The sequence below is a fragment of the Archangium sp. genome (assembly GCF_036277355.1).
In the GTDB taxonomy this organism is placed as follows: domain Bacteria; phylum Myxococcota; class Myxococcia; order Myxococcales; family Myxococcaceae; genus Archangium.
In genome coordinates this window covers 1-14393 of the sequence record NZ_DASUNC010000077.1, presented here as the reverse complement: position 1 = coordinate 14393, position 14393 = coordinate 1, and the positions used below count along the sequence as shown (strand labels likewise).

General features: G+C 69.4%; 13 protein-coding genes. 8 read left to right on the top strand and 5 right to left on the bottom strand.

Annotated features, from left to right (window positions below):
- Positions 1-18: 18 nt before the first annotated feature.
- Together VFZ09_RS21045 and VFZ09_RS21040 are read left to right on the top strand one after the other, a co-directional pair.
- Positions 19-513, top strand: coding sequence for a hypothetical protein (locus tag VFZ09_RS21045; RefSeq protein WP_329729419.1), 495 nt, complete (start codon positions 19-21; stop codon positions 511-513).
- 93 nt (positions 514-606) lie between these two features.
- Complete coding sequence (locus VFZ09_RS21040; RefSeq protein ID WP_329729418.1) at positions 607-3729, top strand: poly(A) polymerase; 3123 nt, start codon at positions 607-609, stop codon at positions 3727-3729.
- 5 nt (positions 3730-3734) lie between these two features.
- On the opposite strand, the gene fliB is transcribed toward VFZ09_RS21040, so the two are convergent.
- From fliB to VFZ09_RS21020, 4 genes are all read right to left on the bottom strand, one after another.
- Positions 3735-4976, bottom strand: a complete 1242-nt coding sequence (fliB, locus tag VFZ09_RS21035) for a flagellin lysine-N-methylase (RefSeq protein WP_329729417.1) — start codon at positions 4974-4976, stop codon at positions 3735-3737.
- 313 nt (positions 4977-5289) lie between these two features.
- On the bottom strand, positions 5290-5646 hold the full coding sequence (locus VFZ09_RS21030) for a DUF2019 domain-containing protein (protein ID WP_414640724.1): 357 nt from the start codon (positions 5644-5646) through the stop codon (positions 5290-5292).
- Positions 5640-6488, bottom strand: coding sequence for a hypothetical protein (locus VFZ09_RS21025; protein WP_329729416.1), 849 nt, complete (start codon positions 6486-6488; stop codon positions 5640-5642). The genes VFZ09_RS21030 and VFZ09_RS21025 overlap by 7 nt, the downstream gene beginning before the upstream one ends.
- 764 nt (positions 6489-7252) lie before the next feature.
- A complete protein-coding gene (locus VFZ09_RS21020; RefSeq protein WP_329729415.1) occupies positions 7253-8950 on the bottom strand; it encodes a S8 family serine peptidase in 1698 nt (565 codons plus the stop codon).
- Positions 8951-9110: 160 nt separating this feature from the next.
- On the opposite strand from VFZ09_RS21020, the gene VFZ09_RS21015 reads away from it, so the two are divergent.
- On the top strand, positions 9111-9560 hold the full coding sequence (locus VFZ09_RS21015; protein ID WP_329729414.1) for an inorganic diphosphatase: 450 nt from the start codon (positions 9111-9113) through the stop codon (positions 9558-9560).
- On the opposite strand, the gene VFZ09_RS21010 is transcribed toward VFZ09_RS21015, so the two are convergent.
- Positions 9541-11256 carry a DUF885 domain-containing protein gene (locus VFZ09_RS21010; protein WP_329729413.1) on the bottom strand — a complete coding sequence of 572 codons (1716 nt, stop codon included), beginning with the start codon at positions 11254-11256 and terminating at the stop codon, positions 9541-9543. The genes VFZ09_RS21015 and VFZ09_RS21010 overlap by 20 nt on opposite strands.
- Positions 11257-11473: 217 nt before the next feature.
- On the opposite strand from VFZ09_RS21010, the gene VFZ09_RS21005 reads away from it, so the two are divergent.
- The 5 genes from VFZ09_RS21005 to VFZ09_RS20985 all read left to right on the top strand — a co-directional run.
- Positions 11474-11929 carry an SRPBCC family protein gene (locus VFZ09_RS21005; RefSeq protein ID WP_329729412.1) on the top strand — a complete coding sequence of 152 codons (456 nt, stop codon included), beginning with the start codon at positions 11474-11476 and terminating at the stop codon, positions 11927-11929.
- A 655-nt stretch (positions 11930-12584) separates the two neighbouring features.
- Complete coding sequence (locus VFZ09_RS21000) at positions 12585-12995, top strand: hypothetical protein (protein WP_329729411.1); 411 nt, start codon at positions 12585-12587, stop codon at positions 12993-12995.
- A gap of 77 nt (positions 12996-13072) precedes the next feature.
- Positions 13073-13657: an imm11 family protein gene (locus VFZ09_RS20995; RefSeq protein ID WP_329729410.1), complete on the top strand. Its 585-nt coding sequence runs from the start codon at positions 13073-13075 to the stop codon at positions 13655-13657.
- A 6-nt stretch (positions 13658-13663) separates the two neighbouring features.
- Positions 13664-14152, top strand: coding sequence for a hypothetical protein (locus tag VFZ09_RS20990; RefSeq protein WP_329729409.1), 489 nt, complete (start codon positions 13664-13666; stop codon positions 14150-14152).
- Positions 14153-14188: 36 nt separating this feature from the next.
- The coding region (locus tag VFZ09_RS20985) for a transposase (RefSeq protein WP_329729408.1) at positions 14189-14393 on the top strand (205 nt) is incomplete at its 3' end.

The window sequence follows — 14393 nt, the reverse complement described above, 5'->3', positions numbered from 1 at the left end:
CTCTGGGAGAGGGTCAGGGTGAGGGTCATCGAGGGCATGGCACCGTCGAACCGGGAGTACGGTTTCTCCTTCTCCTCGGAGCTCCGAGCGCCACCCGAGGAGGTCTGGTCCCACTCGACGCACATGAGGGGCGTGAATCGGGAGTTCTTCCCGCTGGTGCGCATGACGTGGCCCGGAGCGGATGGCCGGTTGCCTTCTCCGCCCCCGTTCGGCGAGCGGCTGTTCCGGAGTTGGATCCTGCTCTTCGGGCTGCTGCCCATGGACTACGACGACCTGACCTTCGTCGAGTTCGAGTCCGGCCGCCGATTCCTCGAGCGCTCCGTGATGCTTTCCCAGCGGCAATGGGTCCACGAGCGCATCGTGACCCCTACGGAGATGGGGTGCAGGCTCACGGACTCGGTCCGGTTCATCCCCCGGCTGGGCCCCTTGGGAGCGCTGCAACTGGGGCTCTTCCGGCTGGCCTTCCGCTGGCGGCATCGGAACCTGCGGCGGCTGTTCTCTCGCGGCCAGTAGCAGGCGGCTTGGCTGGATGTCAGGACCGGCGAGGGCAGGGCGTCGGGTGGGGCGCGTGGGAGCCTTTTTCCCGCTGACGCGAGGGTTGCTTCCATGTCTCAGGACAGATTCCAGACCAGCCGCGAGGTGTACCACCGCATCCGGTGGGACCCCCGGCTCGACGCGCGCGAGTTCGTCATCGGCTACGACGCGCATGGCGAAACCATGGAGGAGATGCCCTTCGGGGCGTTCGCTCCCGATGGGGAAATTCCCTGGCACCGCGTCTGGTACTTCAAACGCGGTCACGAGAGGGTGTGGGACCGACGGGAACGCATCGACCGGCTGTCCTCCCTCACCTTCAAGGACTCGGAGCCGATTGCTCCTGTGCCTCCACCGCCGCCCGCTGCCACCAGCGAGGCGGCTCCCCGCTTCACGCCGCTGCCGGTCCATCGCTACGACGCGCGAGTCAATGCCTGGGTCGAAGCGGAACAGCCTGCCGCCATCGACGCCCGGTCCGCTCCCGCGGAGCTCACGGTCGCTACGTTCAACGTCCTGTTCGACCTGTACGACCCGGAGTTGCTCGCCACGCACCGGCGCACCGCCGCGACGATCTCCCTGCTGCGCTCGGTCGATGCCGACGTCATCGCCCTGCAGGAGGTCACCGCGCCCTTCCTCCAAGCGTTGCTCGAGAAGCAGTGGGTGCGTGAGCACTACTTCGTCTCGGACGGACCGGAGGCCTCCACCGTCGAGCCCTATGGGCAGGTTCTTCTCTCCCGGTATCCGTTCGCCTCGCTGAGCCAGTGCGTCTTCTCCCGTGACAAGCGCATCATCGCGGGGGAGCTCGCACTCCCGGGGGGCTCGCTCTGGGTGGTCACGCCGCACCTCACGAGCGACCGCGACCCCGTGAGAGCCAAGGCGCGCGCGGTCCAGGTCCAGGCGCTCCTCGAGTGGGCCCGCTCTCTCGGAGACGAGGGACACGCGCCGCCCGACATCGCGCTCGTGGGTGATTTCAACTTCGGCGACGGCGCCCCCGAGGTCCAGGACTTCGCGAGGGCGGGCTTCGTCGATGCCTGGTCGGCGCTGCGGCCCGGTGACGCGGGGTACACGTTCGATCCCTCCCGCAACACGCTCGCCGCGCTCACGACCACCTCCGGTCAGCGCAAGCGCCTCGACCGCGTGCTCGTGCGCTCGGCCTCCGGACGGCTCGTCCCGCACGAGGTGGAGCTCTTCGCCGAGGCGCCGCTCTCGGGCCCTCCGGGTCCTGGAGGCGATGCGCTCTTCGCGTCGGACCACTTCGGGCTGAGCTGCGTGCTGAAACGTAACGCCGCCTCCGCCCAGGCTCCGGCTCCCGCGCTCCCCAGGGCCACGCCTCGGCCGATGACGGTGCCGCTCGTCCGCCAGTCGTGTCTGGTGCTCGTCCCTCCCGAGGAGGTGTGGGCTCCCATCCAGGCCCTGCGTGCGGTGCATGACTCGAAGTTCGAGCGCTGGATGCCCCACGTGACGCTGCTCTTCCCCTTCGTACCCGAGGACTCCTTCGGCGAGGCGGAAGCGCTCATCACGGAGGCGCTCCGGGGCATCGAGCCCTTCGAGGTGGTGCTCTCGGGCTTCGGGTATTTCGAGCACAACAGCGATGTGACGGCCTGGCTCCGTCCGGAGGCTCGTCCGCACGGTGCACTCGAGGCCCTGCACGCCGCGCTCGTGAAGGTGTTCCCCAAAGGAGAGTCGAGGGGCCGTGAGCCCGAGTTCGACTTCACTCCGCACCTGACCGTCGGGCAGCTCCCGCGTGCTCCGGCCGCCACCATCCGGCGCACGTTGGCCTCCTGGGAGCGGGATTGGCGCCCGATTCGCTTCGAGGTGAGCGACGTGTGCCTCACCAGCAAGCGCGGCGATGGCCCGTTCGAAATCCGCCGGCGCGTGCCGCTCGGTGGAAGGCCTCGCCCCTCCAGGAATGTCCGTTCCTCCTCCGAGGAGAAGGACGTGCTCCGCGACGTGTTGTCTGCTCGCGGGGTGTGTCCCTCCGCCGAGACCCGGCAAGTGCGTCAGGCGGTGGTGGGCAGGCTCGCGGCCCTGTGTGCCCGGGTTGGCGCGGAGCTCCTCCCGTATGGCTCGTACCTGCTCGGTACGGACAACGCCGGGAGTGACGTGGATGCGGTGGCGGTCGGGCCCGCGAGCCTCTCCCGCGAGGACTTTGCCCACGCTCTCACCCGGCTCGTGGCAGAGCAGGGGGGACCCGCAGCCGCGCGCTTCGTGGCCGATGCCGCGCTCCCCCTGGTGAAGCTGTCTCTCGAGGGGGTGCACTTCGACGTGTCCTACGCGCGCCGGCCCGAGGGTGTGGAGCCCTGTCCTCCGACGGAGCTGTTGACGCGGTACGGCGAGCGGCTGGATGCCCCGGGCTTCCGCTCGCTCAACGGGTGGAGGGATACGCAGGCACTGCTCGACTGCGTGGGGCACGAAGGCGCGGGCGCCGAGCGCTTCCGCACCGTGCTTCGCGCCGTGCGCTCCTGGGCGAAGGCGCGAGGGGTGTACTCGCACGCGTTGGGCTACCTGGGCGGATTGTCGTGGTCGGTGCTGGTGGCCTGGGCGTGTACGCACGCGCCTCGCGAGGCCACCCGCTCGGACAGCGGGCTGCTCGCGTACTTCTTCGAGACGTTCTCCGCCTGGCAGTGGCCCCGGCCCGTGACGCTGACCTCCGAGACGGCGGGTTACCGCGCCAGCGACCGGAGGGACCTCATGCCGGTGGTGGCTCCCGCGCTGCCGCCGCGCAACACCGCGCGCAACGTGTCGCGCTCGACGCTCCAGGTGCTGCGTGACGAGCTCTCCCGGGCGCGCGAGGTGGTGCGGCGGGCTCGGGCCGAGGGAACGGAGGCGTCCTGGGCCGCGCTGTTCGAGCCGGTGGACCTCGAGACGGAGCTGCCCGTGCGGCTCCGGGTCTCCGTCGAGGCGCCTTCAACCGAGTCGCGCGAGATGGCCTCGGGCTGGGTGCTCGGGCATCTCACGGCGCTGGTGTACCGGCTGGAAGCGGACCGCGGGCTCTTCGCGCGACCCTTCCCGAACACGGCGCCCGAGGGTCCCTTCTTCATCGGCCTCGCCTCGCGAGACCCGGGGGGACACGAGGCCCTGTCGCCGCGTCCCGGAAGCGCGCTCGCTCGGACGATGGACGAGTTCCGTGCGTCCTTCCAGGAGTGGAGCCACCGGCCTCCTGGGGCGGCGCTCGCCCTCGAGCTCGTCCCGCGCTGAGCCGCTCAGAACGTCGCGAAGACGAGCACCTTGCCCAGGGTGTCCGCGCCGCGTCCCGGGCCCACGAGGCCCTCGGCGAGCGCCAGGAAGTCCGGCGCCTGTTCCACGTGCTTCGCCACGAGCTGGAACGTCTCCACCGCCGCCCGGTCCAACTGCTCCCGGGAGCCGGCGGTGGGAGAGGGCTCCTGGCACAGCTCCGCCACCCGGGGATGGCCCACGAGCGTCAGGCGGAGCAGCCCCACCCGCAGGGCCAGGCGGAACACGTACGCGAGCAGGCTCGGCGCGTCGATGAGCGGGCTGCGCCAGACATAGTGCGCGGCGTAGTTGTCGAAGTACTGGTGCACCCGCGCGCCGTGCAGGGCCTCCAGGTGACGCCACCGCTCGGCGTAGGTGCGCCACGCCGCGTCCAGGTCTCCCGGTGCCCCTTCCTGGAGCCCGAGCGATTCGAGGACGCTCCGGGCCAGGGTGGAGAAGCGCTCGCCCCGGCCCGCCGCCATCCGCGCCCTCAGCACCGAGCTGAACAGGCCCACGCACGGGCCTCCCGGAAGCGCCAGCCCCGAGAAGTCCCGGTGTACCGCCTCCAGCACGTCCGGTGATTCGAAGTGTTGGAGCACCTCGCCCCGGCCGTCCAGCCCTTGCGCCAGATGCCCGAGCATCGCGAGCCGCGAGGGCAGGGGATACTCGCGCCGGTGCAGCAGCCGCAGCAGCGCCTCGCGCACCGTCTCGGCGTGGCGGGCCCAGGCGTCCTCCGCGTCGAGGGCGATGTGTCTCGCCGTCTCCGGCCGCGGAACGTGCGAGGCCTCGAGCGGCGTGGGCACGGGCTCCACCGCGTCCTCCTCCAGCAGGCACAGGCGCGCCACCTCCGGGCAGGCCAGCGTCCCCGAGACCTCGATCCGCTCGCCCCACCGGGTGACGACGCGCGGAAAGGTGGCGCAGATGTCCGGCAGCACCGCGTCCCCATGGCGGCGCTGGAGCGAGCAGAGCCGCTCCGAGTCCAGCAGGGGGCAGTGCCCATCCGGGCGCATCTGGATGAACGCGTGCTCCGTGGAGGCGCCTCCGGGATTCGGAGTGATGCACTGGCGCAGGCGCTCCGACTCCACCGCGCTGCCCGCCACCGCCGCCCGCATCCGCGCCCACTGCGGCTCGCTCACTGGCACCCGCAGGCCCGTGCAGCAGGTGTCCTCGCAGCGCTCCGCGATGCAGCGGAAGCGCGTCATGTAGCGCAGCAGGGTGGGCTCGGTGGGCATGGGAGTCGGGGAGATTCGCCCGGCCATTATCGTGGAAGACGCATGGCGCATTCCAGACAGGCGTCAACGGTACCCCCTTCTGAGCGGGCCCGTTGTTCAACCCGTGGCTCACGGTGTGGGCCACGGACTCCCACGTCGACACACGCGCGCGGGCTCGCATCAGAGCCCCGTGATGCCGTCCGTTCCGCGCCTCAAGCGAATCAGCATCGTCCTGGGCATCTCGTCCGACGCGCTGATGGGCGTGAGCCCCTCTCGAATTGCAGCCACGGTGGATGAGGCTCCCCCCGAGGGGAACGTCTCCCCTGAATTGGTGCTAATCGACATCCAGGCTCCAGGTGCCCTCTTCCCAATACTTCAAAACCCGTGTTGCCAGAAACGGGACCATGCCTTTCCCCTTGGCTGCTTCCTCGAGGACGGGCCTGGCCTGCTCCGGTCTATCACTGAGCAGACAGGCTGCCGCGTTGACCCGAACGTCCATACGCGGATGCGTCAACAGGCCCGCGAGCGCATCCCGCCCCGCCTCGCCGTGGTCGCGTAGCTTCTTGTAAGCGGCGATGTAGCGCTTCGCATACTTGTTCCCGCCCTTTCGGTCGCCGCGCATGATCGCGTCAGTCTGCGCGGCTACGTTCTGGGCGAAGTCCTCGGCGATGCTCCCCAGATCCATCACCATACCCCATTCTTGATGTTTTCAATTGCTAGCAAGGCAAACTCCCGCTGCGCTTCGTAGGATTGAGTGCTGAGCCATCGTCTCACCGTCAGGCGTGAGGACTTGGTGGCCATCCACTGAATCGACGAATAGAAGGCGCTCACCTCGTCGTGCAGCGATTTGTCTAGAGCAATGATATTCTCGGTGTTGTGGATGGCCTCACCGCCAAATCGCTTGACGTTTCCCTTTGTCTGCTCAACGAGGTGGTGCCACTCCTTGCCTTTGCCCGCTGGCCCCATGGCCGACTTGAAGCCATTGAACGACCCCCACGCCCTGTGTCCGTTGGGGAGGAGCTTACCCCGAGTGGGCGCGGGACTCCCAGCGCCAACGCCTCGAGAGGCCATGGCCACGACATGAGGCGCCACCACCATTCGGAGCGTCTCCTCGGGCATGGAGACAATGAGGCGCTCGGCTTCGGTTGCTGTCTCCAGCAGGCCCAAACCGGTACCGGCTGCGACTCTCTCCGACGCTTGCGCGAATCCGGGGAGTTTGGGGGCCTTGGATGCAAGGGCGGCAGTTTCACCTATCGCCGCCGTCCCGACTATCACGAGAATCCGCACGCTGTTGGGACCGATGACACGCCCGAAACGCTCCCCAATCTCGCGCAACTCCGCAAAGGAAGAGGCCCGGGGTGCGTCTTCGTAAAGCCGCGCATAGGCCCGCAGCAGATCGAAGAATTCATAACCGAGATAACCCCAGAGTGCGGCGCTAAACACCAGGGCCGCGCCTTTTGTTATTGGCTCGGGTACTGGCGCCAACAATAGCGCCATGTAAGCCGTAATACTGATGCTGATCATCGCGAGCATTCGCGTAGGGTCGAGCATGGCCCCCACTTCCGCTTTGACTCCTTCCAGGGCAGGGCCCACCGCCAGGGCAAGCGCAAGGCTGCGCTTGTCGTCATCCTGGAAGCCGGGCCCGTCTTCAAACAGCGTCAGACAGTCTCCCGGGGTGCCGCATCGCTCGCAGTGGTGCCCATACGAGCGGGCCAGGTCTGATTGCCACGCTTCACCGCTCAGGGGGTGGAAGCCAACGCCAATCTACGGCCGACATATAACGGGGGGCGGGAGGTGGCCACCCGCAGCGGGGTTTCCAGCCAAAGCGTTGCCATGGCAGCCGAAAACTCCGCGTCACTCACCCGCACTGGCGCGAAGTCCGTGGGAAGCTTACTGAAAATAGCCTCTCTCGCGCTCCCGTCGTCGGCTTCCAATTCCAACTCCAACTCCCACGACTCGGGCGAGTCGTGCGGCACGGGCGAAGGGTAACGGGAATCCGTCAACCCTCCACCCATGGGAGCCCCCGTGGCGCATGCTGTCACCAGCATCAACACCGCCAGGGCCAGCGCGCCCACGCGCAAGGGCCGCCGCGTGTCCACGCGGCGGGTATCAACAGAATGCCTCGACATTGCCGCACCTCTCCGGGCGGGCCGCCCCCGGGTTGGAAGCCAAACCCGCCTATTACAGGGAGTGGCTGACGGTCAGGTCAAGCCGTTGGGTCTGGTGAGGTGCTGGACGCCCATCGCGCTGCCTTTGGGCTGGATGTGACGCTGGTGCGCGCCCCTGTCCGCTCTCCGTCACGGCAGCTGCTGGAGCGCGTCGAGCGCCGCCTTGGCCTGCACCAGCCCGTAGCCGTAGCGCGCGTCGTGGCCCGTGTCGCCCAGGTCCTTCGCGGTGCGCTCCAGCAGCGTGCGCACCTGGGCCGCCGTCAGCTCCGGGCGCGCGCTCCACACGAGCGCCGCCACGGCCGACACATGCGGCGCGGCCATCGAGGTGCCAGGGAACTCGGCGTAGTCCACGCCCCGCAGGTTCACGTGCACCGGCTGGCCCATGTGGTTGAGCACGGCCGCTCGCGACTCGCGGCCCACCGCCAGCGACGGCACCCACGGGAGCCCCGGTCCGTCCAGGAACTTCATCCAGGGCTCGTTCTCGGAGTAGTCGGTGCCGAAGATGATGGCCTTCGCGCCCTGCTTCATCACGTTCTGCGCGGCGCGCGAGGCCCTCGTGTCCGCGGTCAGCCGCACGTAGGCCACGAAGCCCTCGCACGAGACATTCGAGCCCTTGCAGTTGTAGGACTCGCCCTGGCCGCAGTCGACGAGCGGCCCCGTGTATTCCCCCGGTGGCGAGAACAAGAGCGAGCGGGAGGTGTACTCCGTCCCCTCCGCGTCGAGCGACGACACGGTGGCCCCCTGCATGCTGATGGAGGAGAGCACGTCCACTCCGGGCGCCACCAGGCTCAGCCCGCTTCCCCGGTTGGAGAAGGTGGCCACCTCCTCGTTCTTGTCCACCGCGCCCACGGCCAGCACGGACGGGTAGGCCGCCGGGTAGCTCAGGGGTGATTCGTGGTCCGGGGTGCTGTCGTTGCCCGATGCCGCCACGAGCAGCATCCCCTTGTCCTGCGCGGCCTGGAAGGCCTCTCGCGCCGTCTTGCCCAGGTCCGTGGAGGCCCCGAGCGACAGCGAGGCGATGCGGGCGTTGTTCTGCGCGCACCACTCGAGCGCGGAGAGCACCGCGCCGATGCTGGCCGTCTCGTGCACGTTGAGCACCCGGGCGATCAGCAGCTCCACGCCGGGCGCCACGCCCACCATGCCGCCCCGGCTCATGCCCGCCAGGGTCGTGCCTCCCGAGGAGAGCTGCGCCGCGATGATTCCCGCCACGTGCGTGCCGTGGCCGATGCCCCTCACGCCGTCCGTCTCGTCGCTCGGGTCGTCGTCGTTGTCCACGAAGTCGTAGCCGCCCGCGTAGGGGATGGTCAGCTCGGGGTGCCGCCGGTCCAGGCCGCTGTCGATGACGCACACCCGGATGCCCTCGCCCACGGGCGCTCCCGTGTCGAGCACGCCGTCCTCGTTGGCGTCCCACACCTTCGGCGCCTGCACCATGCGCACCGAGCTGGTGTACTCATCCACGGAGCCCGCCGTCGCCGTGGGCAGGCGCAGGGCCTCGAGCTGCACGTCCGGCTCGATGCGCTCCACGTCTGGATCCGCGGCGAGCCGGGCCCGCTCCTCGGGCGTCAGGCGCGCGGCCACCGCCGGGACGGAGTGGTACTGCGCCGTCACCTGGCCGCCCAGGCGCCGCACCGCGGCCGCGCTCACCCGCGAGCCCGAGCGGTAGCGCACCAGGAAGGACTCGCGGCCATCGTTCGTCTCGGGCCGGGTGGGGAGGGCGCCCGCCTGCACGTCCCCGCACGCGGTCTTCTGCAACTTCGAGACGTCCTCCTCGCCCGTACACGCCGCCAGGGCCAGAAGCCCGAGAAATGCCCACCCCCGCCTCATCATCGCCCTCCTTTGCCGCTTCGGGGTGAGGTGGGCAGGGGCGGGGCCCGCGGCCAGGGGAACCTGGATTTTCCCGTGCCACGGAGTGACCGGGTGCACAGAGTCCGGTCCACGACGTTGGTTGCAGGACGGGCGGTCCGCCCCGTCGTGCTACACAGCGCGGGTGGCCGACTTCTCCCTCCCTCCGGAGCTCCCGCGCGAGCCGGAAGTGCTCATCGAGTCCCCCCGCTTCTCCGTGGTGAAGCGGCGCGCGGACGGGGGCGTGGACTTCATCTCCCCGCTGCCGTGTCCCTACAACTACGGCTGCATTCCGGGGCTGGGCTCGGGGGATGGAGATCCGCTGGACGTGGTGGTGCTCGGCCCGCGGCTGCGCCGGGGCGAGCGGCTGCGTGTGCCGGTGGTGGGGGTGATCGCCTTCCTCGACGCGGGCTGCGCGGACCCCAAGGTCATCTGCAGTGCCCGGCCCCTGCGGCCGGTGGACCGGGTGGGCCTGGAGACCTTCTTCCGCGTCTATGCCCTCTTCAAGCGGGTGCTGCACTTCGCGCGGGGCAGGCGGGGCGCGGACACGCGCTTCCTGGGCTGGCTCCCGGACGTCACGCCTCCGTCAGCATGAAGCGCCGCAGGAGCGCGGGGGCCACCGGGCCGAACGAGAAGAGCTCGTCGTGGAAGCGGGCCTCGTCGAAGCGGCTGCCTCGCTCGCGCCGGCAGTCCTCCTCCAGCCGCTCGAAGTCGAGCGCGCCCAGCAGGTAGGTGATGGCCTGCAGGGGAATGCGCTTGTAGCGGAGCACCTCGCGGCGCGCGTTGGGCTCCGGCATGCAGGCGTGGTGCACGAGGTAGCGCACGGCGGCCTCGTCCGTCATGCGCCCGGTGTGCAGGCCGATGTCCACCACCACGCGCACGGCGCGCAGGGCCCGGGCCACGAGCGCGGTGAGGGCCTCGGCGGCGGTGTAGAAGCCCGCGCGCCGCATCCGCTCCTCGGCGTAGGTGGCGTAGCCCTCGATGTTGAGCATGGGCCCGAAGTGGCCGCGCGCCATGGCCACGTGGTCCGTCACCAGGAGGAAGCGCACGGGCGCGGGGTGCCCGGAGAAGGCGCGCTGCCAGGCGATGCTCTGGAGGAAGTGGCCGGGGATGCCCTCGTGCACCGCCAGCAGCGTGGCCCAGACGATGGGATGCTCCGCCGCCATGGGCGCCAGCACGAACCAGCCCACCTTGCGCGGATCCAACAGCGGCGCCGGCCAGTTGGTGCCCCGCACGTCCACCATGCCCGGGGGGAGCGGCTTGAGGCCCAGCCGGAGGCCCTCGGGCACGTTGAACAGCTCCCGCTCGTGGATGAACTGCTCGGCGCGCGCGATGAGCTCCCGGTACAGGGGGATGACGTCCTCGTCCCGCTCCGGGTGCTCCGTCTCCAGTCCGAGCAGCAGGGCCCGGGCTTCTCCCAGGTTGGAGAGGGTGGACGGGGCGCCGGGGAGCTCGCGGGCGAGCGGGCCGGAGAGCTGGAGGATGGATTCCCGGGCCCGCTCCAGCACGTCCTCGGCCTGGCGCACCAGCTCCTCGGGCGAGGCGGTGAGGCCGAACATGTGCCGCAGCCGCCACTGGTACTCGTCCGCGCCGAGCACCACGGGCGTATGCGTGTGCGGCAGGACGTGCTCGCGGAGGAACTGGCGGTGGGCGGCGAAGGCCCGCTGCGCCTCGCGGGACGCCTGCTGGAGCTGCCGCGCCTCCGCGGGGGAGAGCGTCACCTGGTGCGCGCCGGGCAGGGCGGGGAGGTGCTCGAAGTAGCGCTCGATGACGGGGAGGTGGTCCTCCGCGAAGTCGTGGACGATGTGCGGGTCCGGGGGCTCCCGGGTGGCGAGCCCCTCGGCGAGCAGCTGCTCCTGCTGCTGGAGGAAGGTGGGGATGCGCGCGGCCCGGCTGGCGATGGCGGACCAGTCTTCGGACGACTCGGCCTGGCCGATCTGGTACTGCAACATGGTGTGCGGATAGGTCGACAGCTCGACATTGCGCCGGTGGCCGCGCAGCTCCTCGTAGGTGTGGACGTGGAAGCGGGTGACGTCGAGCATCGCCCATCGGTCGAGCTGGGCCTCGGGAGGGAGCTCCCCGGGGTCGAGGTGCTCGAGCCGTGCGAGGACCTCGCGGTGGAAGGCGTACTCGTCGCCCAGCGCGGAAGGGGAGAGGTCCTTCAGCCGGTCATCCAGGTGGTGCAGCCCGAGCGTGGTGGCCTCCTCGGGCTGCGTCTCGAGGTAGCGCTCGAAGAACGAGGCTCGGAGCCGCAGGAAGGTCTCGAGAGCGGGCGAGGAGGCCTTGTTCATGGCCCCTGAAGTTAGTCATCGCGCCGGGGGCGGGTGGACTGTTGGCCCATGGACGGTCCGGGAGCCGTTGCATGCTCCCCGGGCGGTGCGCGCCGGTCCACGAGCGCCTGGATGCACACCATGCGAGGAGGCCACCTGGCGTGGCGCTCGGACAGGACACGGCGGACGGCCCATCTTTCCGGGGGCTCGGATCCGCTCGGGGAGGCAGGCAGGCGAGATGGTCGAACTGGAGCAGAGCGTGCTCATCCGGCGTCCTCTGGACGAGGTCTTCGCGCTGGCGAGTGATCCGAAGAACGACCCGGACTGGAGCGCGGTGGTCGAGCAGGTGGAGGCGACGGGGCCGCTGGGAGCCGGGGTCCACCTCATCCAGCGGGTGCACCTGCTCGGCCGGCGCGCGCACGTGCCCGTCGAGGTGCTCGAGTACCTGCCTCCCACGCGCGTGGTGCTCCGGGCGAGCATCCCGCACATCCAGGTGGTGGGCTGGCGCCTGTTCGAGCCGGCGCCGGACGGGACGCGCGTGACGTTCCGCACGCAGGCCCGGCTCAGTGGCCTGTTCACCCTCACCACGCCGATCTTCGTCCGCACCGCGAGGAAGCACCTGGAGGAGGACCTCGGGCAGTTGCGGCGGCTGCTGGAGTCCGCGTCCTTCTCGCAGCCGCTCCAGGTGACGTGAGGTTCAGGTCCGGCGCGGAAGCCCGAGCTTGTCCAGCCTCCGACAACCATCTCCATCGTCCCCGGGCTATTAAAGGATTCAGGTTCGTCATCCCGCCGCATCCCGTGTGGTCCCGTCCTGTTCCACCCCATTCCGCAGGCTCCTGCGACATACGTGCAACAGGCAGAGCCGAAGCCACGAGGGGCCGGGCCATGCGACGAGCGGAACGAGCACAAGTTGCACCGCTCTCAACGGGCACGGGGGCTCTGAATGGTAAGGGAATAGCCGTCACAATGCCCTGTGCTCTTCAATGAACGAGATGAGCGAAGCCAGCTTGAAAGCACTGCCCTTGATGGCTCCTCTATGGCTGGAAGCCCGCAGGCGCGAATGAGGCCCCCTGGCCGCCACGGAGGCGCTTCGCCAACGTGGGCGCGCCGCGCACCTTCTTGAGGAGAATGCTCTTCGGCCTACCGCCGGGATGAGCGGTGGTGGCGCCCGTGCTGGGCGAGTTCACCAGCTCACTGGCCAAGGACGAATGGCAGAGCCGCCTCGCTTCGCTGGTGCAACTACGCGCGGCGCAGCCGGAGGCGCAGCTCGGAGGGATGTGAGAGGCGCGGCGTCGATTCCGGTAGCGGCATTCGTGTAGCATAGGCTGCTCGAACCGGAGGACGCGCAGATGCGAGTGGTTGCTGTGGGGATGTGCTCCAGCCTCGGTCCCACGACGACCGCCTGCGCCGCCTTCCGCGCGGGCATCGTCCGGTCGAAGCCCTCCGAGTCGGTGACCACCTTCGCTCCTGGCGACGATAAGCCGCAGCCGGTCTTCGTCCGCGAGGTGCTGGGGTCGACCTTCGGCTTCTCGGGTGAAGGCAGGCTCGTGGCGATTGCGATGGAGGCGCTGGAAGACCTGCGCACGTATGTGTCGCTGGAGGACCTGGGCCGCAAGGCAGGCATCTTCCTGTCCCTGCCCGACTTCTCGGATGGCTCGGGGCCCGCGGAGCTGGCGGCGGCGGCTGGGACGGCGCGTGCTGGGACGGGCGCTAGAGGGACTCGGCGTGTCCTGGCCGGAAGATCGATGGAGGTTCTTTAGCGGCGGCTCCGCGGGCTTCGCGCTCGCGCTGGAGTCCGCCCGGCAGGCGATGGAGCGCCGTGACTTCGAGAGAACCTGTGAGCTTCTCGCTACTTTGTGACCGAAACGACGGCGCCCTGCTCGATGCCTACCCGCAGGGCGGCCCTGAAGGATGGCGCTACCTGGTGTCCCAACGCCTGGCAGCCGAGTACCCCTCCGACGGCCTCAGCATGGGCTTCTCGCCCAACTACCCGGACCGGCGGAAGCTCTATGACTTCATGGACAGCATCCTGGACATCCGTATTGTCTCCGGCCGGGTGCGACGCATCATCCTGGAGCTGACGCCACAGGACGTGGAGTTCCTCCCCGTCACTCTCGTGGACCATCAGAAGGACGTCGTGTCTCGCGACTACTTCATCATGAACGTCGTCGCAGACCGGGACGTCATCGACCTTGAGCGCTCCACTGTCCGGATGAGCCATATCCTCAAGGACAACATCAGCCGTGTGTCGGAGCTGATACTCAAGGAAGACCTTCCGCCCGAGGGCCCGAAGGTCTTCCGGCCGCAACACCTGCGCAGCTACACGATGGTGGACCCGGCCGTCCAAGCCGCCCTGACCGCCGCGAAGCTGACAGGGGTGAAGTTCCTCCCCGCCAACGGCTGGAACGGCAAGTACCGCTGAGGACACATGGACATCGACTTCCATCAACTGCGGGAGAATGCGGGAGCGGCGGCGCCGGTCCTCATCTCGCACATTGACCCGGATGGGGAACGGGACCGGCTGGTGGAGGAGGTGCGTGAGCTGTGCCGCTGCTTCGTCAACATCGCGGCGGCCACGCTCCTGCTGGAGGGCCGTCCGCAGCCGTTCTTCCTCAACCTCTGCCGGGCTGCGGAGAACTGGCGCCGCCTCCTCCTCCACCTGGAGCGGCGCAACCTGCCGCCACCGCCCGCATCGTGGGGGCTCGTCCCCCTGTCCGGCGTGGTGGCCGCGGGACAGTGGGAGCTCGCCTCCCAGGTGGTGGAGCGGATGACGAAGTCCTGGCAGAAGGACACGGGGGAGTACGCGGCGGAGTTCGCCTGGGCCTCCGCACTGGCCGGGCTGGTGCTGCACGCGACGCGCGGTGAAGACCCCACTCCGAGGCTTCAGGAGCGTAAGCGTCCGATCCAGCCCAGGTAGTGCAGGTGCTCGAGGAGCCGCAGAGTGCGCGGCGCGATGACGACGAGCACAGCGACGACGAAGGCGGAGCCAGCGTGGTTGGAAGCAGCACGGCGGCCCCGGTGGACACCGGAGATAGCGGCGGAGGTGGTGAGAGCGTGGGAGGAGGAAGGAGGCACGCAGTCGGCCTTCATGCGCAAGCACGGGTTGCCGCGCGAGAGGCTGCGCTTCTGGACGCGCAGGCGTGAAGGGAAGGAGGGAG

Bases quoted from the DNA above. Each gene is read 5' to 3' on its own strand.
- VFZ09_RS21040 (WP_329729418.1), top strand. From the start codon at position 607: ATGTCTCAGGACAGATTCCAGACCAGCCGCGAGGTGTACCACCGCATC.
- fliB (WP_329729417.1), bottom strand. From the start codon at position 4,976: ATGCCCACCGAGCCCACCCTGCTGCGCTACATGACGCGCTTCCGCTGC.
- VFZ09_RS21030 (WP_414640724.1), bottom strand. From the start codon at position 5,646: ATGGTGATGGATCTGGGGAGCATCGCCGAGGACTTCGCCCAGAACGTA.
- VFZ09_RS21025 (WP_329729416.1), bottom strand. From the start codon at position 6,488: ATGCTCGCGATGATCAGCATCAGTATTACGGCTTACATGGCGCTATTG.
- VFZ09_RS21020 (WP_329729415.1), bottom strand. From the start codon at position 8,950: ATGATGAGGCGGGGGTGGGCATTTCTCGGGCTTCTGGCCCTGGCGGCG.
- VFZ09_RS21010 (WP_329729413.1), bottom strand. From the start codon at position 11,256: ATGAACAAGGCCTCCTCGCCCGCTCTCGAGACCTTCCTGCGGCTCCGA.
- VFZ09_RS21005 (WP_329729412.1), top strand. From the start codon at position 11,474: ATGGTCGAACTGGAGCAGAGCGTGCTCATCCGGCGTCCTCTGGACGAG.
- VFZ09_RS21000 (WP_329729411.1), top strand. From the start codon at position 12,585: ATGCGAGTGGTTGCTGTGGGGATGTGCTCCAGCCTCGGTCCCACGACG.
- VFZ09_RS20990 (WP_329729409.1), top strand. From the start codon at position 13,664: ATGGACATCGACTTCCATCAACTGCGGGAGAATGCGGGAGCGGCGGCG.